Raw genomic sequence first — 26,025 nt, forward strand, 5'->3', positions numbered from 1 at the left:
ATGAGCACCACCGAGCCCGTGCGCAAGCCGGACCCGATCACGCCCGTCCTGACCAGGCGCTGGCTGTCGCCGCGGTCCTGGTCGATCGACACCTACGAGCAGCTGGAGGGCTACACCTCCCTGCGGACCGCGTTCGCCGCCCACCCCGACCAGCTCATCCAGCTGGTCAAGGACTCCGGGCTGCGCGGCCGCGGCGGTGCCGGGTTCCCCACCGGCATGAAGTGGGGGTTCATCCCGCAGGACGACGGCAGCGGATCCGGACCCGGCGCGAAGCCGAAGTACCTGGTCATCAACGCCGACGAGGGCGAGCCGGGTACCTGCAAGGACATCCCGACGATGATGGCCGACCCGCACGCCCTCATCGAGGGCTGCATCGTCACCAGCTACGCGATCCGCGCGAACTTCTGCGCGATCTACGTCCGCGGCGAGGCGCTGCACTGCATCCGCAGGCTGCGCGCCGCCGTCCGCGAGGCGAAGGCGAAGGGCTACCTCGGACGCGACATCCTCGGCTCCGGCTTCGACCTGGAGATCGTGGTGCACGCCGGTGCGGGTGCCTACATCTGCGGCGAGGAGACGGCGCTGCTCGACTCGCTCGAGGGTCGTCGCGGACAGCCCCGGCTCAAGCCGCCGTTCCCGGCGACCGCCGGGCTCTACGCCTGCCCGACCGTCGTCAACAACGTCGAGACCATCGCCAGCGTCCCCGCCATCGTCAACGGCGGCGCGGCCTGGTTCCGCTCGATGGGCCGGGAGAAGTCGCCCGGCCCGAAGATCTACTCGGTCTCCGGGCACGTCGAGCGGCCCGGCCAGTACGAGGCGCCGCTCGGCATCACGCTGCGGGAGCTCCTGGAGCTCGCCGGCGGGATGAAGGACGGGGTCCCGCTGAAGTTCTGGACCCCGGGCGGCTCGTCGACACCGCTGTTCACTGCAGAGCACCTCGACGTCCCGCTGGACTTCGAGGGCGCCGCCGAGGCCGGCTCCATGCTGGGGACGACCGCGGTGCAGGTCTTCAACGAGACCGTCTCGGTGCCGTGGGCGGTCATGAAGTGGACCGAGTTCTACAAGCACGAGAGCTGCGGCAAGTGCACCCCGTGCCGCGAGGGCACCTACTGGCTGGTCCAGGTGCTGCAGCGGATGGTGCGTGGCGAGGGCACCTCGACCGACATCGACACCCTGCTCGACGTCTGCGACAACATCCTCGGCCGCTCCTTCTGTGCCCTCGGCGACGGCGCGACGAGCCCCATCACCAGCGCCATCAAGTACTTCCGCCAGGAGTTCCTGGACCTCATCGCGGAGCAGCCCGATGTGGACCGCCCGGAGCAGCTGGCGGACGTGGAGCTCGCGGAACGGACCAACGGAACAGCACTGACCGGAGCCCCCGCATGACGCTGACACCGGAGCGGAACGCCACCGAGGAGACACCCGTCCCCGAGGGCCACGTCCGCCTCACCATCGACGGCCAGGTCGTCGACGCCCCCAAGGGCGAGCTGCTGATCCGCACCTGCGAGCGCCTCGGCATCGTGATCCCGCGGTTCTGCGACCACCCGCTCCTCGACCCGGCCGGCGCCTGCCGCCAGTGCCTGGTCGAGGTGGAGATGGGCGGCCGGCCGATGCCGAAGCCGCAGGCCAGCTGCACCATGACCGTCGCCGACGGGATGGTGGTGAAGACGCAGCACACCTCCGAGCGGGCCGACAAGGCGCAGCAGGGTGTGATGGAGCTGCTGCTCATCAACCACCCGCTGGACTGCCCGATCTGCGACAAGGGCGGCGAGTGCCCGCTGCAGAACCAGGCGATGGCGCACGGCCGGGCGGACTCGCGGTTCGTGGAGAAGAAGCGGACCTTCCCGAAGCCGCTGCCGATCTCCAGCCAGGTACTGCTCGACCGCGAGCGCTGCGTGCTCTGCCAGCGCTGCACGCGCTTCTCCGAGGAGATCGCCGGCGACCCGTTCATCGACCTGCTCGAGCGCGGGGCGAAGCAGCAGATCGGGATCGCCGAGGACCAGCCGTTCCAGTCCTACTTCTCGGGCAACACCATCCAGATCTGCCCGGTCGGCGCGCTGACCAGTGCCGCCTACCGGTTCCGGTCGCGCCCGTTCGACCTGCGCTCGACCGCGGGGACCTGCGAGCACTGCAGCTCCGGCTGCTCGATGCGCACCGACTCCCGGCGCGGGACCGTGCTGCGCCGCCTCGCCGGCAACGACCCGGAGGTCAACGAGGAGTGGCTCTGCGACAAGGGCCGGTTCGCCTTCCGCTACACCGGTAGCCAGGGCCGCATCACCCGGCCGCTGGTCCGGCGCGCGGACGGCACCCTGACCGAGGCCTCCTGGACCGAGGCGCTGGCCGTCGCCGCGGAGGGGCTGCTCGCGGCCCGCTCGGCCGGCGGGATCGGCGTCCTGCCCGGGGGGCGGCTGACCGTCGAGGACGCCTACGCCTACGCCAAGTTCGCCCGCGTCGTCGCCGGCACCAACGACATCGACTTCCGTGCCCGGCCGCACTCGGACGAGGAGCTGGAGTTCCTCGCCGCGCACGTCGTCGGCGGGACGCCCGAGGACTCGGTCACGTTCACCGCGATCGAGAACGCCCCGGCCGTGCTCACCGTCGGCACCGACCCGGAGGAGGAGTCGGGCATCGTCTTCCTCCGCCTGCGCAAGGCGTACCGGAAGAAGGGCCTGCGTCACTTCCAGGTCGGTCCGTTCACCAGCTACGGCGCGGAGAAGACCGGCGCCACCGTGCTGCATGCGGTGCCCGGCGCGGAGGCCGCGGTCGTCGCCGACCCGGGCGCCGACGTCGTCGCCGCGCTGGAGCAGCCGGGTGCGGTGATCCTGGTCGGGGACCGCGCCGCGGAGTCGCCGGGCCTGTACTCGGCGGTGTCCGCGCTCGCCGCCCGCACCGGCGCGGCGATCGGCTGGCTGCCGCGCCGGGCCGGGGACCGCGGTGCGGTCGAGGCGGGCGCGCTGCCCACCCTGCTGCCCGGCGGCCGGCTCGTCACCGACGCCGCCGCCCGCGCCGAGCTGGAGCAGGTCTGGGGCGCCCCCGTGCCGGCCACCCCCGGCCGCGACGGCGACGCGATCCTCGCCGCCGCGGCGAGCGGGGCGCTCGCGGCCCTGGTGGTGGGCGGGGTCGACCCGCAGGACATGGCCGACCCGACGGCGGCGATCACCGCGCTGCGGGAGGTCGGTTTCCTGGTCAGCCTGGAGATCCACACCTCGGCGGTCACCGAGCTCGCCGACGTCGTCCTCCCGGTCGCCCCGGACGCCCAGCGCTCCGGTGCCTACGTCAACTGGGAGGGCCGCCGCCGCGAGTTCGCCGTCGCACTGGACGCGACCGGCGTGCTGCCGGACTGCCGGGTGCTCGACACCCTCGGCGTCGAGATGGACGCGGACCTGTTCACCCAGACCCCGGCCGCCGCGGCGGGGGAGCTGGAGCGGCTCGGTTCGCGCCGCCCCGGCGCCGCCGCGCCGGACCACACGGCGGGCCGGCCCCGGCGTCCCGGCTACGGCCAGGCGGTCCTCGCCACCTCCCGCCAGATGATCGACGACGGCAGCCTCCAGATCGACGAGCCCGCGCTCGCCGGCACGGCGCGGCGGCCCTACGTCAAGGTCAACGAGGCCACCGCGGAGCGGCTCGCGCTGGTCGAGGGCGCCGAGGCGACGGTCCGCACCGACCACGGGGCGATCACCCTGCCGGTCGCGCTGACCGACCTGCCCGACGGCGTCGTCTGGCTGCCGGCCTGCTCGCCCGGCTCGCACGTCCGCCCCACGCTCGGGGTGGGCCACGGTGACCTCGTGACGGTCGGTCCGGCCGGGAACGGAAGCGCGTCGTGAACCTGTCCCAGGTGCCGCCCACCCCGGTGGACCAGCTGACGCACACCCAGGCGCTGCTCGCCGACGACCCGATCTGGCTGATCCTGATCAAGGTCGTCGGGCTGTTCGCGCTCGGCGTCGTGCTGACCCTGTTCATGATCAACTGGGAGCGCAAGGTCGTCGGCCGGATGCAGCACCGTCCGGGCCCGAACCGGACCGGCCCCGGCGGCTGGCTGCAGAGCCTCGCCGACGGTCTGAAGCTGGCGTTCAAGGAAGACATCATGCCGGCGATGGCCGACAAGAAGGTCTACTTCATCGCCCCGGTCATCTCGACGATCCCCGCGTTCGTCGCCTTCTCGGTGATCCCGTTCGGCGGCGAGGTCACGATCTTCGGCGAGCCGACGGTGCTCCAGCTCGTCGACGTCCCGGTCGGCGTGCTCGTGGTGCTGGCCTGTTCCTCGATCGGCGTCTACGGCATCGTGCTCGGCGGCTGGGCATCGGGCTCGCCGTACTCGCTGCTGGGCGCGCTGCGCTCGGCCGCCCAGGTCATCTCCTACGAGATCGCGCTGGGCCTGGCCGTGGTCGGCGTCGTCCTCTACTCCGGCTCGCTGTCCACCGCGACGATCGTCGGGGCGCAGGCGTCGGGCTGGTACTTCTGGCTGCTGCTGCCGAGCTTCGTGGTCTTCGTGATCGCGATGGTCGGCGAGACCAACCGGGCCCCGTTCGACCTCCCCGAGGCCGAGTCGGAGCTGGTCGGCGGGTTCCACACCGAGTACTCGTCGCTGAAGTTCGCACTGTTCTTCCTCGCCGAGTACGTGAACATGGTGACCGTCTCGGCGATGGCGGTGACGCTGTTCCTCGGCGGCGGCATGTGGCCCTGGCCGCTGAGCTTCCTCAACGCCTACGGCTGGATGCAGTTCGTCGCCTTCATCATCAAGGTGCTGCTGTTCCTGTTCGTGTTCATCTGGCTGCGCGGGACGCTGCCGCGGTTCCGCTACGACCAGTTCATGAAGCTGGGCTGGAAGGTCCTGGTCCCGGTCATGCTGGTCTGGATCGTCGCGATCTTCGGCATCCGGGCCTTCGTCAACACCGGCTCGGACAACTACGTGCTGCTGCTGTCGCTGATCGGCTTCGTGCTGGCCGTCGTGCTGGCGGTGGCGTTCCTGCTGCCCGACCGGCAGACCGAGGCACCGCCGGTCGAACCGGCGTCGGACTACCCCGTCCCGCCGCTGGACCTGGTGGTCCCCGACTCACCCCCGAAGCGTCGGAAGGCCGTCACGGCCGGAAAGGACGCGCGCTAGATGTTCGACTTCTTCAAGGGTTTCGGTGTCACCTTCTCGACGATGTTCAAGAAGGTCGTCACCGAGGAGTACCCCGAGGACTTCCCGCCGGCGGCACCGCGCTACCACGGCCGCCACCAGCTCAACCGGCACCCGGACGGGCTGGAGAAGTGCGTCGGCTGCGAGCTGTGCGCCTGGGCCTGCCCGGCCGACGCCATCTACGTCGAGGGCGGGGACAACACCGAGGAGGCCCGATACTCGCCGGGTGAGCGCTACGGCGCGATCTACCAGATCAACTACCTGCGCTGCATCGGCTGCGGGCTGTGCATCGAGGCCTGCCCGACGCGGTCGCTCACGATGACGAACTTCTACGAGCTGGCCGACGACAACCGGCAGGACCTCATCTACACCAAGGAGCAGCTGATGGCGCCGCTGCTGCCGGGCATGGAGCAGCCGCCGCACCCCATGCGCCTCGGCGAGGACGAGCAGGACTACTACGTCTCCGGCCCGACGCTCGCTGTGCCATCGCCTTCCGGGGCCGCCGCCCAGGACCAGACCAAGGAGCAGGCCCGATGACCACGGCCGCCGCGGTCCTGGCCCAGGCGGCCGGGGAGGTGAGCACCGGCGAGGCGGTCGCGTTCTGGATCCTCGGACCGGTGGCGCTGGCCGGCGCGCTCGGCCTGGTCTTCGCCCGGCACGCGGTGCACGCCGCGCTGCTGCTGGTCCTGACGATGTTCTCGATCGCGGTGCTGTACCTGGTGCAGTCCGCCCCATTCCTCGGGTTCGTGCAGATCATCGTCTACACCGGCGCGGTGATGATGCTGTTCCTGTTCGTCCTCATGCTGGTCGGACGGGACTCCAAGGACTCGGTCATCGAGGTCCTGCGGGGGCAGCGCGCCGCGGCGCTCGTGTTCGGCGTCGCGCTGGCCGCGCTGCTGGTCGGCGGGCTCGCCCGCGGCCTGACCAGCGTCACCCCGGCCGGACTGGCGGCCGGCGGGCTCGGGTGGAACGGCAACGTCCCCGGCCTCGGCCGGCTGATCTTCACCGACTACCTGCTGGCGTTCGAGCTGACCGCGGCCCTGCTGATGGTCGCGGCGCTCGGCGCGATGGTGCTGTCCGGCTCGCAGAGCAGCCAGCACACCAAGATCGGCCAGCGGGCGACGGTGCTGAAGCGGCTGCGTGGTGAGCACGCCCGCATCTCCCCGCTGCCCGGCCCCGGCGTCTACGCGACGGCGAACTCCGTCGCGGTCCCGGCGATCCTGCCCGACGGCTCGATCGCCCCGGAGTCGCTGTCGGAGATCATCGAGTCGGTCGCGGTCGACGTGCCCGACACGACGACGCCGGACGCGCACGCGCTGACCGGCCGCCCCGCGCCCGACCGGACTGCCGCCTCCGGTGAGGCCGCCGAGACCCGCGGGTCGCGGCCCATCGACACCCGCGGGTCGCGGTCCATCGATACCGGGGAGCACCGATGAGGCCCGAGTACTACCTGCTGCTCTCGGCGCTGCTGTTCACCATCGGCGCCGTCGGCGTCCTGGTGCGGCGCAACGCCGTGGTCGTGTTCATGTGCATCGAGCTCATGTTGAACGCGGTGAACCTGACCCTGGTCACGTTCTCGCGCATCAACGGCAACCTCGACGGCCAGGTGATGGCCCTGTTCGTGATGGTCGTCGCCGCCTGTGAGGTCGTCGTCGGGCTCGCGATCATCACGGCCATCTTCCGCACCCGCCAGTCGTCGTCGGTGGACGACGCGAACCTCTTGAAGTACTAGGAGCGCGCAGGTGACCGTCCTTCTCGCACAGGCCGCCCCGCAGGCGACCGGCGCCGCCTCGCTGGCCTGGTTGCTGATCGCGCTCCCCGCGGCCGGTGCCCTCGTGCTCTTCCTCGCCGGACGGCGGGCCGACGCCTGGGGCCACTGGCTCGGCGTCGCGACCGTCGTCGGCGCGTTCGTTGTCGGTGTGACGATATTCCTGCAGACCCTCGGTCTCCCCGCCGACGAGCGCCTGCGCGAGCAGTCGCTGTGGTCCTGGATGTCCTCCGGCGCGCTGGAGGTCGACTTCGGGCTCCGGATCGACACGCTGTCGCTGACGTTCGTACTGCTGATCACCGGGGTCGGGGCGCTCATCCACCTCTACTCGGTGGGCTACATGAGCCACGACCCGAACCGGCGGCGGTTCTTCGCGCAGCTGAACCTGTTCGTCGCCGCGATGCTGGTGCTGGTCCTCGGCAACAACTTCGTGATGCTCTACCTCGGCTGGGAGGGCGTCGGTCTGGCGTCGTACCTGCTGATCGGCTTCTACCAGGACCGGCCGTCGGCGGCGACGGCGGCGAAGAAGGCGTTCCTGATGAACCGGGTCGGCGACGTCGGCCTGGCGATCGCGATCTTCCTGCTCTGGCTGGAGCTCGGGACCCTGCAGTACACGGAGGTGTTCGCGCGCATCGGCGAGGTCGGCGGCGGCACGGTCCTCGCGATCACGCTGCTGCTCCTGCTCGGCGCCTGCGGCAAGTCCGGCCAGTTCCCGCTGCAGTCCTGGCTCCCGGATGCGATGGAGGGCCCGACCCCGGTCTCGGCCCTCATCCACGCGGCCACGATGGTCACCGCGGGCGTCTACCTCATCGCCAGGGCCTCGCCGATCTACAACCTGTCCGAGACCGGACGGCTGGTCGTCGCGCTCATCGGTGTCGTCACGCTGATGATCGGCGCGATCATCGGCTGCGCCTACGACGACATCAAGAAGGTCCTGGCCTACTCCACGGTCAGCCAGATCGGCTACATGATCCTCGCCGCCGGGCTCGGGCCGGCCGGCTACGCGCTGGGCATCCTGCACCTGCTGACGCACGGCTTCTTCAAGGCCGGGCTCTTCCTCGGCGCCGGGTCGGTCATGCACGCCATGAACGACGACGTCGACATGCGCCGGTTCGGCGGCCTGTGGCGCAAGATGCCGGTCACCTTCGTGACCTTCGGCCTCGGCTACCTCGCGCTGATCGGCTTCCCGTTCCTGTCCGGCTACTTCTCCAAGGACGCGATCATCGAGGCCGCGTTCGCGCAGGAGGGCTGGCAGGGCTGGGTGTTCGGCGGGCTTGCGACGCTCGCGGCCGGTCTCACCGCGTTCTACATGACCCGCCTCATGATCATGACGTTCTTCGGTGCGGAGCGCTGGCGCACGGTGCGGTCCACCGACGGCCGCGACTACCACCCGCACGAGTCCCCGGCGACGATGACCGTCCCGATGATCGTGCTGGCCGTCGGCTCCGTCTTCGGCGGTGGCGTGCTCTACGGGCTGATCCCGGAGTGGCTCGCCCCGGTGGTGGGGGAGCGCGTCGAGCTCGAGGGCGGTGCCCTGCCGCACGCGGTGATCCCGTGGCTGGTGGTCGGCGTCTCGCTGCTCGGTGTGCTGGCCGGCTACCTGTTCGTCGGGCGCTCCCCGGTGCCGGTGCAGCGCCCGCAGCGGGTGTCGCCGGTGGTCGCCGCGGCCCGCGCGGACCTCGGCGCGAACGCCTTCAACGAGGCGTTCATCGAGCGGCCCGGCATCGCGCTGACCCGGCTGCTGGCCTGGTTCGACGACCGCGGCATCGACGGGGCCGTCAACGGCACCGCGTCGGCGTTCGGCGGCGGGTCCGGCCGCCTGCGCCGGCTCCAGACCGGCTTCGTCCGGTCGTACGCACTCTCGATGCTCGGCGGGGCGGTCATCGTCGTCGCCGCGATGCTGGCGGTGAGGTTCGTCTCATGACTCCCCTGGACACGGCTCCCATCGTCCCCGGCTCCGGGGGCAACCCGTTCCTGATCGTCCTGCTGCTGGTGCCGGTGCTCGGCGCGCTGGTCATGTACCCGCTGCGTGCCAACACCGGGGCCGCCAAGGCGGTCGCGATGGCGACGGCGCTGCTCGAGCTGGTGCTCGTCGTCGTCGCGTGGGCGCTCTACTCCATCCCCGCGGCGCAGGCCGGCGCCCGGTTCCAGCTCGAGTTCTCGATGTCCTGGATCCCCGCGTTCGGCACGCACATCGCGTTCGGCGTCGACGGGATCGCGCTGGCGCTGATCGGGCTCACCGCGTTCCTGGTGCCCGGGCTGATGCTGTTCGCGTGGGCGGAGAAGCTGCCCGAGGGCCGCTCGGCCGCCGGGTACTTCGCACTGCTGCTGGCGACCCAGGCGACGCTGGTCGGCGTCTTCGCCGCCACCGACGTCTTCCTCTTCTACGTGTTCTTCGAGGCCATGCTGGTCCCGATGTACTTCCTGATCGGCCGTTTCGGCGGGCCGCGACGGCAGTACGCGGCGGTCAAGTTCTTCCTGTACTCGCTGCTCGGCGGCCTGATCATGCTGGCGTCGCTGATCGGGCTGTTCGTCGTCAGCGAGCAGCAGCTGGGCCAGGGCACGTTCACCTGGGCCGAGCTGCAGGCGATGGCGTCGAGCGTGCCGGAGTCGACCCAGATCTGGCTGTTCCTCGGCTTCTTCGTCGCGTTCGCGATCAAGGCGCCGCTGGTGCCGTTCCACACCTGGCTGCCCGACGCGGGTGCCGAGGCCCCGATCGTGGGTGCGGTGCTGCTGGTCGGCGTGCTCGACAAGGTCGGCACCTACGGCTTCCTGCGCTACCTGCTGCCGCTGTTCCCGCAGGCCAGCCAGGTCCTCGCGCCGCTGGTGCTGGTGCTCGCCGTCGCCGGGATCGTCTACGCCGCGCTGCTGGCGGTCGCCCAGACCGACATGGGTCGGTTCGTCGCCTACACCTCGGTGGCACACTTCGGCTTCATCGCGCTCGGGGTGTTCGCGTTCTCCAGCCAGGCCTTCGCCGGCGCGACGCTGTACATGGTCAACCACGGTCTCTCGACCGGCATGCTGTTCGTGATGGTCGGCGTGCTGATCAGCCGCGGCGGCTCGCGCCTGATCGCCGACTACGGCGGCGTCGCGAAGATCGCGCCGGTGATGGCGGGCTGCCTGCTGCTGGCCGGGATGAGCTCGCTGGCGCTGCCCGGCACGAACTCGTTCGTCTCGGAGTTCCTGGTGCTGGTCGGGTCGTTCCCGAACCGGCCGGTGTTCACCGTGATCGCGACGATCGGCATCATCTTCGCCGCTCTCTACGTGCTCTGGTTCTACCAGCGCACGATGCAGGGCCCGGTGCGCGGCACCGCGGTCATGGCGGCGCTGGAGCGCGGTGGCGCGGTCGGCCCGGGGTCGATGATCGACCCGGCGGTCGCCGCGCAGCGCACGGGCTCCGGCTTCCCCGACCTCACGGCCCGTGAGATCGGCGTGCTCGCGCCGCTGATCGTCGCGATCGTGGTGCTCGGCTTCTACCCGGGCCCGGTGCTCGACCTGATCAACCCGTCGGTGACGGCGACGATGACCGAGCTCGGCCTGCCCGACCCGGTCGTCGCTGGAGGGATCGCTCGATGAGCTCGTTGGTTCTCCCCGCCCAGGTGGCCCCGATCGAGATGCCCGCGGTCGACTGGGCGGCCACCGCGCCGCTGTGGATCGTGTTCGCGGGTGCCTGCGTGTCGGTGCTGCTGGAGGCGTTTCTCCCGCGGCACCAGCGCTGGCCCGTGCAGGTGCTGCTGACCGGCCTGACGCTGGTCGCGGCGCTCGTCGCGCTGGCCGGGTACGCGCTCGGGTCCCCGGCCGCCGTGCTGACCTTCGGCACCGCCCTGTCGGTGGACGCGCCGGCGCTGTTCCTCTGGGGCACGTTGATCGTCCTCGCGATCCCCAGCCTGCTGCTGATCGCGGACCGGTCGGTGGAGCCGGGCGGGGTGTTCGTCGCCTCGGCCGCCGAGCGGGCCGCGGTCCGCGCCGGCGGCGGCCCCGCCACCCCGGTCGGCGGTGAGCACGTCGACCGCTCCTACGGGGCGCCCGACGAGGCACCGACGATGCAGACCGAGCCGTTCCCGTTCGTGCTGTTCGCGCTCGGCGGCATGATGGCCTTCGTCGCGGCGAACGACCTGCTGACGATGTTCATCGCGCTCGAGGTCCTGTCGCTGCCGCTGTACCTGATGTGCGGGCTGGCGCGCCGCCGCCGGCTGCTGTCGCAGGAGTCCGCGGTCAAGTACTTCCTGCTGGGTGCGTTCGGCTCGGCGTTCTTCCTCTACGGCATCGCGCTGCTCTACGGCTACGCGGGCTCGGTGCGCCTCTCGGCGATCTCGCAGGCCGCCGCGGGCACCCTGGCCTCGGACACACTGCTGTTCGCGGGTCTGGCGCTGCTGCTGGTGGGGCTGCTGTTCAAGGGCTCGGTGGCCCCGTTCCACACCTGGACCCCTGACGTCTACCAGGGCGCCCCGACGCCGGTCACGGCGTTCATGGCTGCCTGCACGAAGGTCGCCGCGTTCGGCGCGATCGCCCGGGTGCTCTACGTCGGCTTCGGCAGCACCGTGTGGGAGTGGCGCGGCGTGCTGTGGGTGGTCGCGGTCGTGTCGATGGTCGTCGGCGCGGTGCTGGGGCTCACCCAGACCGACGTGAAGCGCATGATCGCCTACTCCTCGATCGCGCACGCCGGGTTCATCCTGCTCGGCGCGATGGCGCTGACCCCGCAGGGCACCGCGGGCCTGATGTTCTACCTGCTGGCCTACGGCTTCACGACGGTCGCGGTCTTCGGGATCATCTCGCTGGTCCGCACCGGTGACGGCGAGGCCTCGGACCTGGCGGCCTGGGCGGGCCTGGCGAAGCGGTCCCCGCTCGTCGCCGGGATCATGACGTTCCTGCTGCTCGCGCTCGCCGGGATCCCGCTGACCAGCGGGTTCACCGCCAAGTTCGCGGTGTTCTCGGCGGCGTCGGCGGACGGCATGGTGCCGCTCGTGGTGATCGCGCTGGTCGCGTCCGCGGTGGCCGCGTTCTTCTACCTGCGCATCGTGGTGCTCATGTACTTCTCCGAGCCCGCCCAGGACGGTCCGGCCGTCGTCGTGCCCGGGGCGTTCACCACCGTGGCCATCACACTGGGCACGCTGGCGACCCTCGTTCTCGGGATTCTTCCCACACCTGTCCTCGAATGGGCCGCCAGCGGCGCGTTCGCGGGCTGAGATTCGTACGCTGTGGGGGTGGAGACACAGAGCGTGGCCGGGATCCGGATGGCCGATCCGGTCCTGGCCGAGGCCACGGCGGACGGGCTGAAGCGGGTCGAGGACCTGCTGCACCGCGAGGTGCACAGCGACTACGAGTTCGTCACCGAGACCTCGTTGCACCTCATCGAGGCCGGCGGGAAGCGGTTCCGGCCGCTGTTCACGCTGCTCGCGGCCCAGGTGGGACCGCATCCCGAACGCGACGAGGTGATCACGGCGGCCGCCGTGGTGGAGCTGATCCACCTGGCGACGCTGTACCACGACGACGTGATGGACGAGGCGTCCATGCGGCGGGGCGCGGAGTCCGCGAACTCGCGCTGGGACAACTCGGTCGCGATCCTGACCGGGGACTTCCTGTTCGCACACGCGTCGCGGCTGGTGGCCGACCTCGGCCCGGACGCGGTGCGGATCATCGCCGAGACGTTCGCGCTGCTGGTGACCGGCCAGATGCGCGAGACCCGGGGCCCCAAGGCGTCGGACGACCCGGTGCAGCACTACCTGCGGGTGGTCGCGGAGAAGACCGGGTCGCTCATCGCGACCTCGGGCCGGTACGGCGGCATGTTCTCCGGTGCGCCGACCGAGCACGTCGAGGCGCTGCGGACCTTCGGCGAGGTCATCGGGGCCGCGTTCCAGATCTCCGACGACATCATCGACATCGCGTCGCCGTCGGACGACTCGGGCAAGACGCCCGGCACCGACCTGCGCGAGGGCGTGCACACCCTGCCGATGCTCTACGCCCTGCGCGACGGCGCCGACTCCGCCGACGCGCGCAGGCTGCGGCAGCTGCTGGCCGCCCCGATCAGCGACGACGACGAGGTGGCCGAGGCGCTGGAGCTGCTCCGCTCCGGTGACGCGCTGGTCAAGGCCCGCGAGACCGTCGCCGGGTACGCCGACCGCGCGCGTGCCGAGCTGGCGGTGCTGCCGCCGTGCCCGGCGATCGAGGCGCTGCGGACGCTGACCGACTACACGGTGGAGCGGGTGGGCTGAGCCGCCGCTGGGCGTCGCCGTCGCAGCAGGTCGACGGTGAACACCACCAGCGCCAGCCAGACGAGGGCGAACCCCGCCCAGCGGGCCGGGGCCATCGGCTGTCCGACGACCAGCACGCCCCACAGGAACTGCAGCGTGGGGTTGACGTAGAGCAGCACCCCGAGGGTCGTGAGCGGCAGCCGTCGCGCCGCGGCGCCGTAGAGCAGCAGCGGCAGCGCCGTCGCCGGACCCGCGGACAGCATGAGCAGCAGGTGCCACGGCCCGTGCCCGGTGAACGTGCCGCCGCCGGTGAGCGCCAGGACGACGAGGAACACCGCGGCCGGCACGACGAGCACGAGGCCCTCCGCGGTCAGCCCGGCCGCGGCGGGCAGCGGCGCGGTCGCCTTGAACAGCCCGTAGATCCCGAACGAGCAGGCCAGGGCCATCGACAGCCACGGCACCGTGCCGTTGCCGACGGCGATGACCACGACGGCCGTCGCCGCCAGCCCCAGCGCCACCCACTGCGCGGGCCGCAGCCGCTCCCGCAGGACGAGGACGCCGAACAGCACCCCGACCAGCGGGGTCATGTAGTAGCCGAGCGCGGACTCGACGACCAGCCCCACCGAGACGCCCCAGATGAACAGGCCCCAGTTCACCCGCGTTCCGCAGTTGATGGGCACATGAGCGGGGTCCGCGGGGAGTAAGGCCTGGTCAGCGTGCTGCGCCTGCGTGAGAGTGCTCGAAAACGTGGGCACACGTTTTGGCGGGTTGAGGCTTGTGTGAGCTGCCCGGAGTGTGATCGGCTGCGGTCATGTATCTGCGGACGACCGAGCGGCGGAACAAGGACGGCTCGGTCGTGCGCTACCTGGCCCTGGCCCACAACCAACGCGTCGGTGCCACCACGAAGGCGAACGTGCTGCTCAACCTCGGCCGGGAGGACCGCCTGGACCCCGACGGGCTGCGCCGGCTGGTCCGCTCGATCAACCGCTACCTGGGCGAACCCGGCACCGACGCCGGCACGGACGCCGCTGAGTCCGCGGGCGCCGGTACCGCGGCCGAGGGGCTGCGGTTGATCGCCTCCCGCCCGGCCGGGGCGGCGTGGTTGCTGAACGGGCTGTGGAAGGCCCTGGACGTCGAGGCCGCCCTGCGCAAGGTGCTGGGTGGGCGCCGGTTCACCACCGATGTCGAGCGGGTGCTGTTCGCGCTGGTGGCGAACCGGGCGATCGACCCGTCCTCGAAGCTGGCCGCGGCCGAGTGGGTCGGCCACGACGTGGCGATCCCCGGCCTGGACGCGCTCAGCGAGGATCAGGCGTATCGGGCGATGGACCTGCTGATCGAGGCCGACACCGACGCGAAGGTGCAGGAGGCGGTGTTCTTCGCGGTCGCGGACCTGCTCAACCTCGAGGTCGACCTGCTGTTCTTCGACACGACCAGCACCTACTTCGAGCGCGACACCGAGGACCCCGACCCCGCCGAGGGCACCGACAGCAGCACCGACAGCAGCGTCGACGGATCAGACGCAGTGGCAAGCCCAGGCGGCCCGGGCGGGTTCCGGCGCTACGGGCACTCCAAGGACCACCGCCGGGACCTGCCGCAGATCGTCATCGGGCTGGCCGTCACCCGGGAAGGCATCCCGGTCCGGTGCTGGTGCTGGCCCGGCAACACCAACGACCAGGCGATCCTGCCGCAGGTCAAGGACGACCTACGGGGGTGGCGACTGGGCCGCGTGGTCACCGTGGTCGACCGCGGGTTCTCCTCCCGGGACAACCTGGCCTACCTTCAGCGCGCGGGCGGGCACTACATCGCCGGCGAACGGATGCGCGACGGCAGCCCGCACGCCGCCCAGGCACTGTCCCGCCAGGGCCGCTACCAGCAGGTTCGGGACAACCTGCGCGTCAAGGAAGTCCGGATCGACTCCACCCCCGGCGTCCGGTGGATCATCTGCCACAACCCCGACGAGGCCGAACGCGACCAGGCCGCCCGCGAAGCCGCGATCGCCAGGATCTCCGCCGAGCTCGACCGCATCGCGTCCGCCCGCACCCGAGCCCGCGAGGCCGCCCGCACCCGCCGCGCCGCCACCACAACCAGCAAGGCCGCGTGGCGGCACGCCGCCCGGGCCGCCGAACGTGAGGAGGCCGCGCACGTCAAGGCCGAATGCGCGCTGCGTGAACACCCGGCCCTGGGCCGGTGGCTGCGCCAGACACCGTCCGGGCGGCTGCAACTGGACCGGACCAAGATCGCCGCCGAAGCGAAGCTGGACGGGAAGTACCTGCTGTCCACCTCCGACCCGGACCTCTCGGCCGAGGACGTCGCCCTGGGCTACAAGAACCTGCTGGAGGCCGAGCGCGGGTTCCGCGACTTGAAATCCACCATCGAGCTGCGGCCGGTGTTCCACCGCCTCGAACTCCGCATCCGCGCCCACGTCCTGCTCTGCTGGCTGGCGCTGCTGCTGATCCGGGTCGCCGAACGCCGCACCGGCCGCACCTGGCGCACCATCTCCCGCGAGCTGGGCCGGCTGCACACGATCACCCTCACCGGCCCGGCCGGCACCGTCGTGCAGACCACCGAGCTCACCACCACCCAGGCCGGCATTCTTCGGGCCTGCGGGGTCACCCCACCACCCCGGATCACCACCCTCGACCCCGCCTAACCAGCCCAAACAGCGCCAACAGGCACCGCGGCGGGCATGGACACACGCCCACCCCGCTCCCACACCAGCGGTCCTGCAGGTCAACCCCCGAATTCAGCCCTCACATCTGCCCACGAACTGCGGAATCCGGGGTTCACCGCGATGAACACCGCGGCGGCGGCCGTCGCGAGCCACCCGCGGAGACCGAGCCCGCGCACGTCGCCCCAGCCGCGCAGCACGGTCAGCACCACCGCCATCAGCACGGCGGTCCACAGCACGCGGTGGGCGAGGACCTCCAGCGGCGCCGCGGGGTCCAGCAGCGGCCAGAACGCCGGGAACAGGCCCCACAGCACGTACGCGCCGACGCCCGCGGCGAGCCCGGCGGGGTTCCGCTCACTCCGTTCGGGTGTGGTTCGTTCGGGGGAACGGGCGGCGGTCATGGTCGCTTCGGGTGGTGGGTCACGGGCACGATGATCCGGTACGGGTGTGCCACCGCGCGCGGTGACGGCGAGGCGGGCACGATCCGTGATACCAAGCACGGCGACAGCGGTCCGGGAGGGTCCCGGGCGGACGGAGGTCCGGCATGGGCTGGATGTGGGTACTGCTGGCGGTGCTCGTGGTACTCGTGGCGGCAGGGGTGCTGGTGTCCCGCCGCCGCGCAGGGGCCGTCGAGGACGGTCCGGAGGCCACGGGTGCGCCCGGCACGGTGGAGGCGTCCGACGGGCCCGGCCCGGGGAGCGGACCCGGGACCGTGGGGCTGTTCGAGCCCGTCGGGGAGGCCGACCCGGCCCGGGTGACCGGGGCGACCACACCGCCGCCGGACAGCGCACCGCCACCGTCCGCCGTGGCCGACGGTGCGGGGGAGCAGGTCGTCCCACCGGCAGCCCGCCCCGGGGTGGCCGCCGACGTGCCGGCCGGCTCCGAGGCGCCCGGTCCCTCGCCGGCCGCCGCGAGCGGGACCGCGGCCACGGGTGGGACCGCCGCCGTGGGCGGGACCGGCCCCACCGGGGCTGACGGACCCGTCGGCCTCACCGGGGCGGACGGACCCGCGACCGACGAACCCGTTGCCGTAGCCCAGGACGCCCCGGCCCACGGCGATCTGGCCGAGGGCCATCTGGCCGAGAGCGCTCCGGCCGAGGAGGCCCCGGCCGAGGACGGCCCGGCCGACGGCAGCGCGGCTCACGACGCCCCGGCCCAGGTCGCCGCGGCTCGCGATGAGCCGGCCGAGGGCGGTCTGACCGAGGACGCGTCGGCCGAGAAAGCCCCGGCCGACGGCGACGCGGCCCAGGACGTCGCGGCAGCCCCCGCCGCACCGGTCGTGGGGGAACCGGGCGGCAGCGCCGGAGCACCGGACGGTGCCACGGCACCCGCGGTGCCCCTTCCCCGCCCCGAGAGCAACCCCGCGCCGCAGGACGCGGCGGCCGAGGACGACGACGAGCCGTCCGGCCGGCACGCCCTGCGCGACGACGTCGAACCGGCGCCGCTACCCGAGCCGGCCCCCGCGTCGGACGACGGCGGCCCGCCCGCACCGTTGCCGATCCCGTCGCGGACGCGGCAGCCCGCCGGTGGTTCGGCGCTGGCGGCGCTCGACTCCCTGATCATCGGCCCGTCGGCGGCGTCCGAGCCGCTGCCCCCGGGCGTGCGGCCCGGCCCGTACCCGGACTCGGTGCTCGCACCCGCCGACGGCGGCGACCCGCCCGAGACACACCGGGTGAAGGTGCACAGCGGGTCGCGGCGGTTCCATCCGCCCGAGTCGCCCTACTACGTCCGTACGCGGGCGGACCTCTACTTCACCGCGGAGGGTGCCGCCCGGGCGGCCGGGTTCATCGCGTGGAACGAACGCCCCGGGGCCCGCTGAGCCCGGACACCGGTGGACGCACGACGGCCCCGGTACTCCCTGGGGAGTGCCGGGGCCGTCGTCGGTCGCGGGCCGGTCCTAGACGATGGTCCAGGTGTCGCGGCCGTTGAGCAGGGCCTGCAGGTCGGCGTCGGGCTTGGCGTCCTTCGCGGCCTGGACCTGGGCGCGTGCGGCGTCGTCGTAGGTGGGGCGGTCGGTGTTGCGGAAGACCCCGGTGACGGTGTGGGTGAGGTCCTGGTCCGAGAGCCGGGACAGGGCGAAGGCGAGCTCGTGGTCGGTCTGGTCGTGGACCACGATCGTCGCGGGGTCGACCGACGCGGTCTCGACGACGGCGAGGCCGAACCCGTCCTGGACGACCGCGTGCGAGCCGCGTCCGTCCTCACCCGGGGCGCCGAAGGTGATCGGCTCGCCGTGGGTGAGGGGGATGAGCCGGTTCTCGTTGTCGCCGCGGCGCAGGACGTCGAAGCTGCCGTCGTTGAAGATGGGGCAGTCCTGGAAGATCTCGACCAGGGCGGAGCCGCGGTGCTCGGCCGCAGCCTGCAGCACGGCGGTGAGGCTCTTGCGGTCGGAGTCCAGGGCACGCCCGACGAACGACGCCTCGGCGCCCAGCGCCAGCGAGATCGGGTTGAACGGGTGGTCGAGCGAGCCCATGGGGGTGGACTTGGTGACCTTCCCGACCTCGGAGGTGGGCGAGTACTGGCCCTTGGTCAGGCCGTAGATCCGGTTGTTGAACAGCAGGATCTTGATGTTGACGTTGCGGCGCAGCGCGTGGATGAGGTGGTTGCCGCCGATGGACAGGGCGTCGCCGTCACCGGTGACGACCCACACCGACAGGTCCTCCCGCGAGGTCGCCAGCCCGGTCGCGATGGTCGGGGCGCGACCGTGGATGGAGTGCATCCCGTAGGTGTTGAGGTAGTACGGGAAGCGGCTCGAGCAGCCGATCCCGGAGACGAACACGGTGTTCTCGCGCTTGATGCCCAGGGTGGGCAGGAACTGGCGGACCGCGGCGAGGACGGCGTAGTCGCCGCAGCCGGGACACCAGCGGACCTCCTGGTCGGAGGTGTAGTCCTTCGCGGTCTGCTTCGCGTCCGTCGTCGGGACCCCGTCGAGGCCGCCGATGGACGGCAGACCGAGATCGGTGGCGGTCATGCCTGCGCTCCAGTGGTCTCGTTGGCGGGCCGTGGGGTGGTGTCGGCCGCGGACTCCGGGTGCTTGCCGGTGAGGTAGTCGAGGAACACGTCCTGCAGCTCCTCGGCGCCGAAGGGGAGCCCCGCGACCTTGGTGTAGCTCTTGACGTCGACCAGGTGGCGGGCGCGCAGCAGCATGGCGAGCTGGCCGAGGTTCATCTCGGGGCAGAGCACCGTGCGGTAGCGGCCCAGGATCTCGCCGAGGTTGGCCGGCATCGGGTTGAGGTTGCGCAGGTGCACCGTGGCGACCGAGTGGCCGAGCTTGCGCACCCGCCGCGCCGCGGCGTTGATCGGGCCGAAGGTCGACCCCCAGCCGACGACGAGGAAGTCCGCGTCGCCGTCGGGGTCGTCGACCACGAGGTCGGGCACCTCGATGCCGTCGATCTTGGCCTGGCGCAGCCGGACCATGCGGTCGTGGTTGTCGGGGTCGTAGGAGATCGAGCCGCGCCCGTCGGCCTTCTCCAGCCCGCCGACGCGGTGCTCCAGACCTGCGGTGCCGGGGATCGCCCACGGCCGGGCCAGGGTCTCGGGGTCACGCAGGTACGGCCAGAACTCGCCGGACCCGTCGGGGGCGTTGGGCTCGGTCGCGAACCCCGGGTCCACGGTCGGCAGGGACTCGACGTCGGGGATCTTCCACGGCTCGGAGCCGTTGGCCAGCGCGCCGTCGGACAGCAGCATCACCGGGGTGCGGTAGCGCACGGCCATCGCGGCGGCCTCGACCGCGGCGATGAAGCAGTCGCCAGGGGTGCAGGGGGCGATCACCGGGAGCGGGGCCTCGCCGTTGCGCCCGTGCAGGGCCTGGAGCAGGTCGGCCTGCTCGGTCTTGGTGGGCAGCCCCGTCGAGGGGCCGCCGCGCTGCACGTCGATCACCAGCAGCGGAAGCTCCAGGGCCACGGCCAGGCCGACGGTCTCGGCCTTGAGCGCGATCCCCGGACCCGAGGTGGTGGTGACGCCGAGCGCGCCGCCGAACGCCGCGCCCAGCGCGGCGCCGACGCCGGAGATCTCGTCCTCGGCCTGGAAGGTGGTCACGCCGAAGGCCTTGTGCTTGGACAGCTCGTGGAGGATGTCCGAGGCCGGGGTGATCGGGTAGGTGCCCAGGAACACCGGCAGGCTCGTCGTGCGTCCGGCGGCGATGATCCCGTACGCGAGCGCGACGTTCCCGGTGATCTGCCGGTAGGTCCCCGGCGCGAGCCGTGCCGGGGCGACCTCGTAGGTGACCGCGAACGCCTCGGTCGTCTCGCCGTAGGCGTGCCCGGCGCGGAAGGCCAGGATGTTGGCCTCGGCGATGTCGGGCTTCTTCGCGAACTTCTCCCGCAGGAACCGCTCGGTCGACTCCGAGGGCCGGTGGTACATCCACGACAGCAGACCCAGGGCGAACATGTTCTTCGCCCGCTCGGCGTCCTTCTTGGACAGCCCGGTCTCCTCCAGGGCGCCCCGGGTCAGGGTCGCCATCGCGACCCCGTGCACCGCGTAGGGTTCCAGGGAGCCGTCCTCGAGCGGGTTCGCCGCGTACCCGACCTTGGTCAGGTTCCGCTTGGTGAACTCGTCGGTGTTCACGATCAGCACGCCGCCGTGGGGCAGGTCACCGATGTTGGCCTTCAACGCCGCCGGGTTCATCGCCACCAGCACGTCCGGGCGGTCCCCCGGAGTGAGGATGTCGTAGTTCGCGAAGTGCAGCTGGAACGACGACACCCCCGGCAGCGTCCCGGCAGGAGCCCGGATCTCCGCGGGGAAGTTCGGCAGCGTCGACAGGTCGTTGCCGAAGTTCGCGGTCTCGGAGGTGAAGCGGTCACCCGTCAGCTGCATGCCGTCACCGGAGTCGCCGGCGAACCGGATGACCACCCGGTCGCGCTGCACGACCTCGGAGTCGCGTGCCTCGACGGGAGTGTCGCTGGTCGTCATGGGCTGATGGTCCCCAGTTCGGCGTCGAATTGTCCCTCGATACATCGAGGTTAACTCCCGGTTCGTCCCCCTGTCCGGAGACCCGGGATCACGTCACATGGCCCGCGTCACGTTCGTGCCGCGGGTCACTTCCTGCTGATCTTCTTCTGCAGCGCCGCGACGCGTTCCGCGAACGCCTCGGAGTGCACGGTCTCGGCCTGGGCACGGACCTCGATGTCGGTGGCGTCGGCGTGCGCGTCGAGCCGGGAGGTGATCCGCATCGTCGCCTTGGTCGTGACGATCAGGTCCCGCGGCGCGGCGGCGGCCCGGCCCGCGAGCTCACGGGCGCCGGCCATCAGGTCCTCGTCGCTGTCGTAGGCGCGCCAGACCAGACCGACGCGCTCGGCCTCGCGGGCGTCGAGGACGTCGCCGAACAGGGTCATCGCGGCGCTGCCCTGGGCGCCGAGAGCGCGCTGGGCCATCCACGTGTAGCCGCCGCCGGGGTGCAGGCCCAGCTGCATGAAGCGGACGTCGAACCGTGCGGTCGGGCCGGCCAGCCGGACGTCGCAGGCCAGGGCGAGGTTGATCCCCGCGCCGACGGCGGCGCCGTTGACCGCGGCCAGGGTCGGCAGCGGGGAGGAGGCGATGGCGAGGAACCCGGAGTAGACGCGCTTGAGCGTCGCCGGGTCGGCCTGCTGCAGCTCCGCGAGGTCGCCGCCGGCGCAGAACGCGGGCTCCTGACCGGTGACGACGATCGCGCCGACCGAGTCGTCGGCGTTCGCGGCCTCGACGGCGGCGACGAGCTTCTGCGACAGGTCCAGGTTCAGCGCGTTGCGTCGTGCCGGGTTCGACACGGTGAGCACCGCGACACCGTCGGTGACCTCGGTCCGGACCTCTGTCGTGACATCGCCGTCGCTCATGGACCCGACTCTTCCACGCCGGGCCGGCCTCCCGCACGTGGCGGGTGCCCCGGGCCGGGCCCCGGTCACACCCGGGAACGCGCTGCCCGGTTCGTCCGTTGAGAAGGGTGACCCCAGCAGGACCGCACGGAAAGGTGACCCCGGCGTGCACAGCCACATGAACGGTCTGAAGACGGCCGTCCTCCTCGGCGCGATGAGCGCCCTGATCCTCGCGATCGGCGGGGTCCTGGGTGGCCGCGGCGGACTGGTCATCGCCCTGGTCGTCGCGTTCGCCGTGAACGGGTGGGCCTACTTCAACTCGGCGAAGATGGCGCTGCGGTCGATGCACGCCCAGCCGATCACCGAGGCCGAGTACCCCCAGCTGTTCCGGATCGTCCGCGAGCTGAGCCAGCGGGCCCGCCAGCCCATGCCGTCGCTGCACATCAGCCCGACCGACGCACCCAACGCGTTCGCCACCGGCCGCAACCCGCGGCACGCCGCGGTGTGCGTGACCACCGGTCTGCTGCACCTCCTCGACGAGCGCGAGCTGCGCGCGGTCATCGGCCACGAGCTCAGCCACGTCTACAACCGCGACATCCTGATCTCCTCGATCGCCGGAGCGCTCGCCTCGGCGGTGTCGTTCCTCGCGAACTTCGCGATGTTCGCCTCGATCTTCGGCGGCAACGACGAGGACCGCCCGAACCCGATCGCGATCATCCTGGTCGCGCTCCTCGGCCCGATCGCGGCCGGCGTGGTGCAGATGGCCGTCAGCCGGTCGCGGGAGTACCAGGCCGACGCCTCGGGGGCCGAGCTCACCGGGGACCCGTTGGGCCTGGCCTCGGCGCTGCACAAGCTCAAGTACGGCACCGCGGCCGCCCCGCTGCCTCCGGACCCGCGGCTCACGGCGCAGTCGCACCTGATGATCGCGAACCCGTTCCGGCCCGGCGAGAAGATGGCGAGGTGGTTCTCCACCCACCCGCCGATCGAGGACCGGATCGCGCGGCTCCAGCAGATGGTCCGCCGCTGACCGGACCGTTCCGAGGGTGGTTGCGCGACCCCGGGTCGCTGTTCCGTAACGGTTCGGGGTGCCGGGAGCGATGAAGCTCTCAGAGCAGAGCTCCCCCTGCGGAAGAGGACCCATGAGCGATACCCCGTCCCAGAAGCCCCGCCACGCGCTCACCGACACCGGTGAGACCCCGTCGGTGCCGCTCCAGGGTGGCCCGGTCGAGGCCCCGTCACCGGCCCGCCCGGGGGACGACGTGGTCACCGAGGCCGGCCCGGACGAGCCGGTCGCGCTGCCGTCGGCCCGACCGTCCTCGGACGCCGACACCCCGGTCGCGCCGACGGTCGCCGAGGCGGACACCACGACCTCCTCCGACCCGGACCCGGACGCCGACGCTCCGGCCGGCCCCACCCCCGCCGCGGGAACGACGCCGCCGGAGCCCCGCTCCTCCCGCCCCGCGGCGCCGCACACGGCGCCGGGCGGCGGGTCCTCCGACGACGCACCGACCACCGCGCTGCCCGTCGTCCCGCGCCCCCGCGACGCAGCCGGGCCCGGCGGCCGGCGTCCCGGCCAGGTCCCGCCACGGCAGGTCCCGGGCGGCCACGTCCCCGGCCACGTTCTGCCCCGGCAGGCCCCGGGCGGTCACGTCCCCGGGCAGTACGCCCCGGCGGGCCCGCGGCACCCGGCCCGCCCGCCCGCGGCCCGGCATCCCTTCACGGGCCGGCCCTCGGCGGGCCAGCGCCCGCCCGTGCGGTTCCCGTCGGGCCCCCCCCGGCCCAGGCCCCGACCGTCCGGCGGCACCCCGAGCCGGTCCGCCGGGCCCCGCTTCCCGAGCCGGTCCGTCAGGCCCCGCTCCCCGAGGGTGGCGCGGCCCGGACCTCCGGCGGATTCCGGCTGCCCGACTTCCCGGCTCGCACCCGGCCGGTGCTGCCGGCCGTCCTGGGTGCCGCGGCCGCGGTCGTCCTGGCTCTCGGCATCGTCGTCGGGGTCACCGGTACCTCGGACGCGTCCCCGGCGCCGGCGCCCGCCCCGGTGTCCACCCCCTGACCGATCTGTTTGTATCCCCGCCGTGGGGATCTCCTGGGACGACTACCGCAACCACGACGCCGTCGGGCTGGCCGCGCTCGTCGCCGCGGGTGAGGTGAGCGCAGCCGACCTGCTGGAGGCCGCCGTCGCCCGCGCCGACGCCGTCGAGCCGGGCATCAACGCCATCCGGCTGCGGCTCGACGACGCCGCCCGCTCCCGTGCACGCGGCCCGCTGAGCGGGCCGTTCGCGGGTGTCCCGTTCCTGGTGAAGGACCTCGCCCAGCACATCGCCGGGGTCCCGACGGCCTCCGGTTCCCGCCCGCTCGCCGACCACCCGCGACCCGAAACGTCGACGGTGGTCCGGCGCTGGACCGAGGCCGGTCTCGTGGTGTTCGGACGCACGGCGACTCCCGAGTTCGGCGCCCGTGCCGTCACCGAGCCCGCGCTCGGCGGGCCGACCCGCAACCCGTGGGACCCCGCCCGCACCCCCGGCGGCAGCTCCGGGGGGTCCGCCGCGGCCGTCGCCGCCGGGATCGTCCCCGCGGCCGGCGCGAGCGACGGCGGCGGCTCCATCCGCATCCCGGCCGCCGCCTGCGGGCTGTTCGGGCTCAAGCCCGGCCGCGGCGTGACGCCGTCCGGGCCGGACGTCGCGGAGGGCTTCCACGGCGCGGCGGTACAGGGCGTGCTGTCGCGGACCGTGCGGGACTCGGCCGCGCTGCTCGACGTGACGGCCGGGCCGGAACCGGAGGGTCCCTACGTCGTGCGCCCGCCGGAGCGCCCCTACGCCGACGCCGTCCGGGACGACCCGGCGCCGCTGCGGATCGGGCTGGCCACCGCGTCGCCGCTGGGTACCGAGGTCGACCCGGAGGCGGTCGCCGCGGCCACCGACGCCGCCGAGCTGTTGACCTCGCTCGGGCACGTCGTGGAGGAGTCCGCCCCCGCCCTCGACGGCCGGGCGCTGGCCACCGACTTCCTCACCACCTGGTTCTCCACGATCTCGGCCCAGGTGGCCTCGGCGCGGGCGCTGACCGGCTGCGGCGACGACGCCTTCGAGACGGAGACGCGGGTGATGGCCGCGATCGGGCGTGCCACCCCGGCGCCGGACTACCTCGCCGCGCTCGCCCGCCGCCAGGACCACACCCGCGCACTGGCCACGTTCCACGAGCGCTACGACCTGCTCCTCACCCCGACCCTGGCCCGGCCGCCGTGGCCGATCGGGGAGCTGGCCCTGCCGGCCGCGGCCCGGATCGGGGCGCAGGCGCTGCTGCGGGCCGGCGCGTCCGGCCTGTTCGGACGGCTCGGGCTGGTGGAGAGCCTGGTCGACGCCAACTTCGCCCCGGTCCCCTTCACCCAGCTGGCGAACCTGACCGGGCGGCCCGCGTCGTCGGTACCGCTGTACCGGACGGCGTCCGGGCTGCCGCTGGGCGTGCAGTTCGTCGGGCGGCCGGGCTCGGAGCCGCTGCTGCTGGCGCTGGCGGCGCAGCTGGAGCGGGCGCGGCCGTGGGCGCACTTGCGGCCGACGCCGCCGGTCTAGAGGAGCCGGGTCAGGTCACGGTGGAGCAGGCCACGCCTGCGGCCGCCGTGAACACCTACGTCGGGTACTGGCCGGACGCCGTCGACCAGACCCGGACGCTGGTGTACTCCGCGCACGGTTGTACCGGGCTTGTACCCGGCACCCTGAGCCAGGGCTTCAGCAGCTCAGGGCCGGTTGGTCACCGGTAGTTGGTGAACTGCAGCGCGATGCCGAAGTCCTTGGACTTGAGCAGCGCGATGACGGCCTGCAGGTCGTCCTTCTTCTTGCCCGAGACGCGCAGCTGGTCGCCCTGGATCTGCGCCTGGACGCCCTTGAGCTTCTCGTCGCGGATGGCCTTGCTGATCTCCTTGGCCTTGTCCTGCGCGATGCCCTGGAGGATCCTGCCGCTCGCCTTGTAGGTCTTGCCGGAGATCTGCGGCTCATCGGCCTCGAACGCCTTCAGGGAGATCTGCCGCTTGATCAGCTTCTCCTTGAAGACCTCGATGCCGGCGAGCAGCCGCTCCTCGGTCTCCGACTCGAAGGTCAGAGCCTCCTCGCCGGCCCAGGCGATCGTGGTGTTGGTGCCGCGGAAGTCGAAGCGCTGCGACAGCTCCTTCGCGGCCTGGTTCAGGGCGTTGTCGACCTCCTGGCGGTCCACCTTGCTCACGACGTCGAACGACGGGTCGGCCATCGTCTCTCCTCCGGGTCGGTCGGGGACCCCTCGGCGGGGTCGTTCAGGTCGTGTCGTATCCTCGTTCACGCACTCAGCGAGACCGAGATGCACCCCGGCTGGTTGCCCGAGCGGCCAAAGGGAGCGGACTGTAAATCCGTCGGCGTAGCCTTCCCAGGTTCGAATCCTGGACCAGCCACAGCACGTGAAAGAGACCCCCGACCAGCGGAAACGCCGGAACCGGGGGTCTCTTTCGTTGTCCGGGTGTGTCCGGCTCCGGA

General features: G+C 72.3%; 22 protein-coding genes and 1 tRNA gene. 16 read left to right on the plus strand and 7 right to left on the minus strand.

Annotated features, from left to right (window positions below; translation table 11 throughout):
- Genes nuoF through KPL59_RS21425 form a run of 10 tightly spaced genes read left to right on the plus strand, consistent with a single transcriptional unit; the run spans position 1 to position 13,099 of the window.
- Positions 1 to 1,383 (plus strand): NADH-quinone oxidoreductase subunit NuoF, encoded by a 1,383-nt coding sequence (gene nuoF, locus KPL59_RS21380; protein WP_226361795.1) that lies wholly within the window; start codon positions 1 to 3, stop codon positions 1,381 to 1,383.
- Complete coding sequence (locus KPL59_RS21385) at positions 1,380 to 3,821, plus strand: NADH-quinone oxidoreductase subunit G (protein ID WP_226361796.1); 2,442 nt, start codon at positions 1,380 to 1,382, stop codon at positions 3,819 to 3,821. Before nuoF ends, KPL59_RS21385 begins: the two co-directional genes overlap by 4 nt.
- Before the next feature lie 35 nt (positions 3,822 to 3,856).
- On the plus strand, positions 3,857 to 5,101 hold the full coding sequence (gene nuoH, locus KPL59_RS21390) for an NADH-quinone oxidoreductase subunit NuoH (protein ID WP_043277392.1): 1,245 nt from the start codon (positions 3,857 to 3,859) through the stop codon (positions 5,099 to 5,101).
- Positions 5,102 to 5,656 carry an NADH-quinone oxidoreductase subunit NuoI gene (gene nuoI / locus KPL59_RS21395; RefSeq protein ID WP_075310038.1) on the plus strand — a complete coding sequence of 185 codons (555 nt, stop codon included), beginning with the start codon at positions 5,102 to 5,104 and terminating at the stop codon, positions 5,654 to 5,656. It abuts the gene before it with no gap.
- Complete coding sequence (locus KPL59_RS21400) at positions 5,653 to 6,555, plus strand: NADH-quinone oxidoreductase subunit J (RefSeq protein WP_226361797.1); 903 nt, start codon at positions 5,653 to 5,655, stop codon at positions 6,553 to 6,555. Before nuoI ends, KPL59_RS21400 begins: the two co-directional genes overlap by 4 nt.
- On the plus strand, positions 6,552 to 6,851 hold the full coding sequence (gene nuoK, locus KPL59_RS21405) for an NADH-quinone oxidoreductase subunit NuoK (RefSeq protein WP_060710483.1): 300 nt from the start codon (positions 6,552 to 6,554) through the stop codon (positions 6,849 to 6,851). Before KPL59_RS21400 ends, nuoK begins: the two co-directional genes overlap by 4 nt.
- A 10-nt stretch (positions 6,852 to 6,861) precedes the next feature.
- A complete protein-coding gene (gene nuoL / locus KPL59_RS21410; RefSeq protein ID WP_226361798.1) occupies positions 6,862 to 8,811 on the plus strand; it encodes an NADH-quinone oxidoreductase subunit L in 1,950 nt (649 codons plus the stop codon).
- Positions 8,808 to 10,463, plus strand: a complete 1,656-nt coding sequence (locus KPL59_RS21415) for an NADH-quinone oxidoreductase subunit M (RefSeq protein WP_226361799.1) — start codon at positions 8,808 to 8,810, stop codon at positions 10,461 to 10,463. The genes nuoL and KPL59_RS21415 overlap by 4 nt, the downstream gene beginning before the upstream one ends.
- Positions 10,460 to 12,073 (plus strand): NADH-quinone oxidoreductase subunit NuoN, encoded by a 1,614-nt coding sequence (nuoN, locus tag KPL59_RS21420; RefSeq protein ID WP_226361800.1) that lies wholly within the window; start codon positions 10,460 to 10,462, stop codon positions 12,071 to 12,073. The genes KPL59_RS21415 and nuoN overlap by 4 nt, the downstream gene beginning before the upstream one ends.
- A gap of 48 nt (positions 12,074 to 12,121) precedes the next feature.
- Positions 12,122 to 13,099, plus strand: coding sequence for a polyprenyl synthetase family protein (locus KPL59_RS21425; protein ID WP_226362125.1), 978 nt, complete (start codon positions 12,122 to 12,124; stop codon positions 13,097 to 13,099).
- Here the strand turns inward: KPL59_RS21425 and KPL59_RS21430 are convergent.
- Positions 13,075 to 13,734: an EamA family transporter gene (locus KPL59_RS21430; protein WP_226361801.1), complete on the minus strand. Its 660-nt coding sequence runs from the start codon at positions 13,732 to 13,734 to the stop codon at positions 13,075 to 13,077. The genes KPL59_RS21425 and KPL59_RS21430 overlap by 25 nt on opposite strands.
- 155 nt (positions 13,735 to 13,889) lie before the next feature.
- Between KPL59_RS21430 and KPL59_RS21435 the strand changes: the two genes are divergently transcribed.
- The gene (locus tag KPL59_RS21435; RefSeq protein ID WP_226359530.1) at positions 13,890 to 15,728 is read left to right on the plus strand and encodes an IS1634 family transposase; all 1,839 of its coding nucleotides are present in this window, start codon (positions 13,890 to 13,892) and stop codon (positions 15,726 to 15,728) included.
- 80 nt (positions 15,729 to 15,808) lie between these two features.
- Here KPL59_RS21435 and KPL59_RS21440 read toward each other — a convergent pair whose 3' ends face one another.
- Positions 15,809 to 16,147, minus strand: coding sequence for a hypothetical protein (locus tag KPL59_RS21440; RefSeq protein WP_226361802.1), 339 nt, complete (start codon positions 16,145 to 16,147; stop codon positions 15,809 to 15,811).
- A 143-nt stretch (positions 16,148 to 16,290) separates the two neighbouring features.
- Here KPL59_RS21440 and KPL59_RS21445 point away from each other — a divergent pair, with 143 nt between their 5' ends.
- Positions 16,291 to 17,565, plus strand: a complete 1,275-nt coding sequence (locus tag KPL59_RS21445; RefSeq protein WP_226362141.1) for a hypothetical protein — start codon at positions 16,291 to 16,293, stop codon at positions 17,563 to 17,565.
- 78 nt (positions 17,566 to 17,643) lie between these two features.
- Here KPL59_RS21445 and KPL59_RS21450 read toward each other — a convergent pair whose 3' ends face one another.
- The 3 genes from KPL59_RS21450 to KPL59_RS21460 form a co-directional block, all read right to left on the minus strand.
- Positions 17,644 to 18,714, minus strand: coding sequence for a 2-oxoacid:ferredoxin oxidoreductase subunit beta (locus KPL59_RS21450; protein WP_226361803.1), 1,071 nt, complete (start codon positions 18,712 to 18,714; stop codon positions 17,644 to 17,646).
- Complete coding sequence (locus KPL59_RS21455; RefSeq protein ID WP_226361804.1) at positions 18,711 to 20,654, minus strand: 2-oxoacid:acceptor oxidoreductase subunit alpha; 1,944 nt, start codon at positions 20,652 to 20,654, stop codon at positions 18,711 to 18,713. The genes KPL59_RS21450 and KPL59_RS21455 overlap by 4 nt, the downstream gene beginning before the upstream one ends.
- 125 nt (positions 20,655 to 20,779) lie before the next feature.
- Positions 20,780 to 21,553, minus strand: coding sequence for an enoyl-CoA hydratase (locus KPL59_RS21460; RefSeq protein WP_226358921.1), 774 nt, complete (start codon positions 21,551 to 21,553; stop codon positions 20,780 to 20,782).
- Between the two features lie 145 nt (positions 21,554 to 21,698).
- On the opposite strand from KPL59_RS21460, the gene htpX reads away from it, so the two are divergent.
- Positions 21,699 to 22,559, plus strand: coding sequence for a zinc metalloprotease HtpX (htpX, locus tag KPL59_RS21465; RefSeq protein WP_075310056.1), 861 nt, complete (start codon positions 21,699 to 21,701; stop codon positions 22,557 to 22,559).
- A 208-nt stretch (positions 22,560 to 22,767) separates the two neighbouring features.
- Here the strand turns inward: htpX and KPL59_RS21470 are convergent, their stop codons facing one another.
- Positions 22,768 to 23,244, minus strand: a complete 477-nt coding sequence (locus KPL59_RS21470; protein WP_226361805.1) for a hypothetical protein — start codon at positions 23,242 to 23,244, stop codon at positions 22,768 to 22,770.
- Between the two features lie 215 nt (positions 23,245 to 23,459).
- Here KPL59_RS21470 and KPL59_RS35900 point away from each other — a divergent pair, with 215 nt between their 5' ends.
- Entirely contained in the window at positions 23,460 to 23,582 is a 123-nt protein-coding gene (locus KPL59_RS35900) for a hypothetical protein (protein ID WP_255677230.1), read from the plus strand.
- A gap of 28 nt (positions 23,583 to 23,610) precedes the next feature.
- On the plus strand, positions 23,611 to 25,095 hold the full coding sequence (locus KPL59_RS21475; protein WP_226362126.1) for an amidase: 1,485 nt from the start codon (positions 23,611 to 23,613) through the stop codon (positions 25,093 to 25,095).
- 178 nt (positions 25,096 to 25,273) lie between these two features.
- Here KPL59_RS21475 and KPL59_RS21480 read toward each other — a convergent pair whose 3' ends face one another.
- Entirely contained in the window at positions 25,274 to 25,765 is a 492-nt protein-coding gene (locus tag KPL59_RS21480) for a YajQ family cyclic di-GMP-binding protein (protein ID WP_149662871.1), read from the minus strand.
- Positions 25,766 to 25,861: 96 nt separating this feature from the next.
- On the opposite strand from KPL59_RS21480, the gene KPL59_RS21485 reads away from it, so the two are divergent.
- Positions 25,862 to 25,943, plus strand: a tRNA-Tyr gene (locus tag KPL59_RS21485).
- Positions 25,944 to 26,025: the final 82 nt, after the last annotated feature.

Origin of the sequence: Pseudonocardia sp. ICBG1142, from assembly GCF_020496255.1 — a bacterium.
Taxonomy (GTDB): Bacteria; Actinomycetota; Actinomycetes; order Mycobacteriales; family Pseudonocardiaceae; genus Pseudonocardia.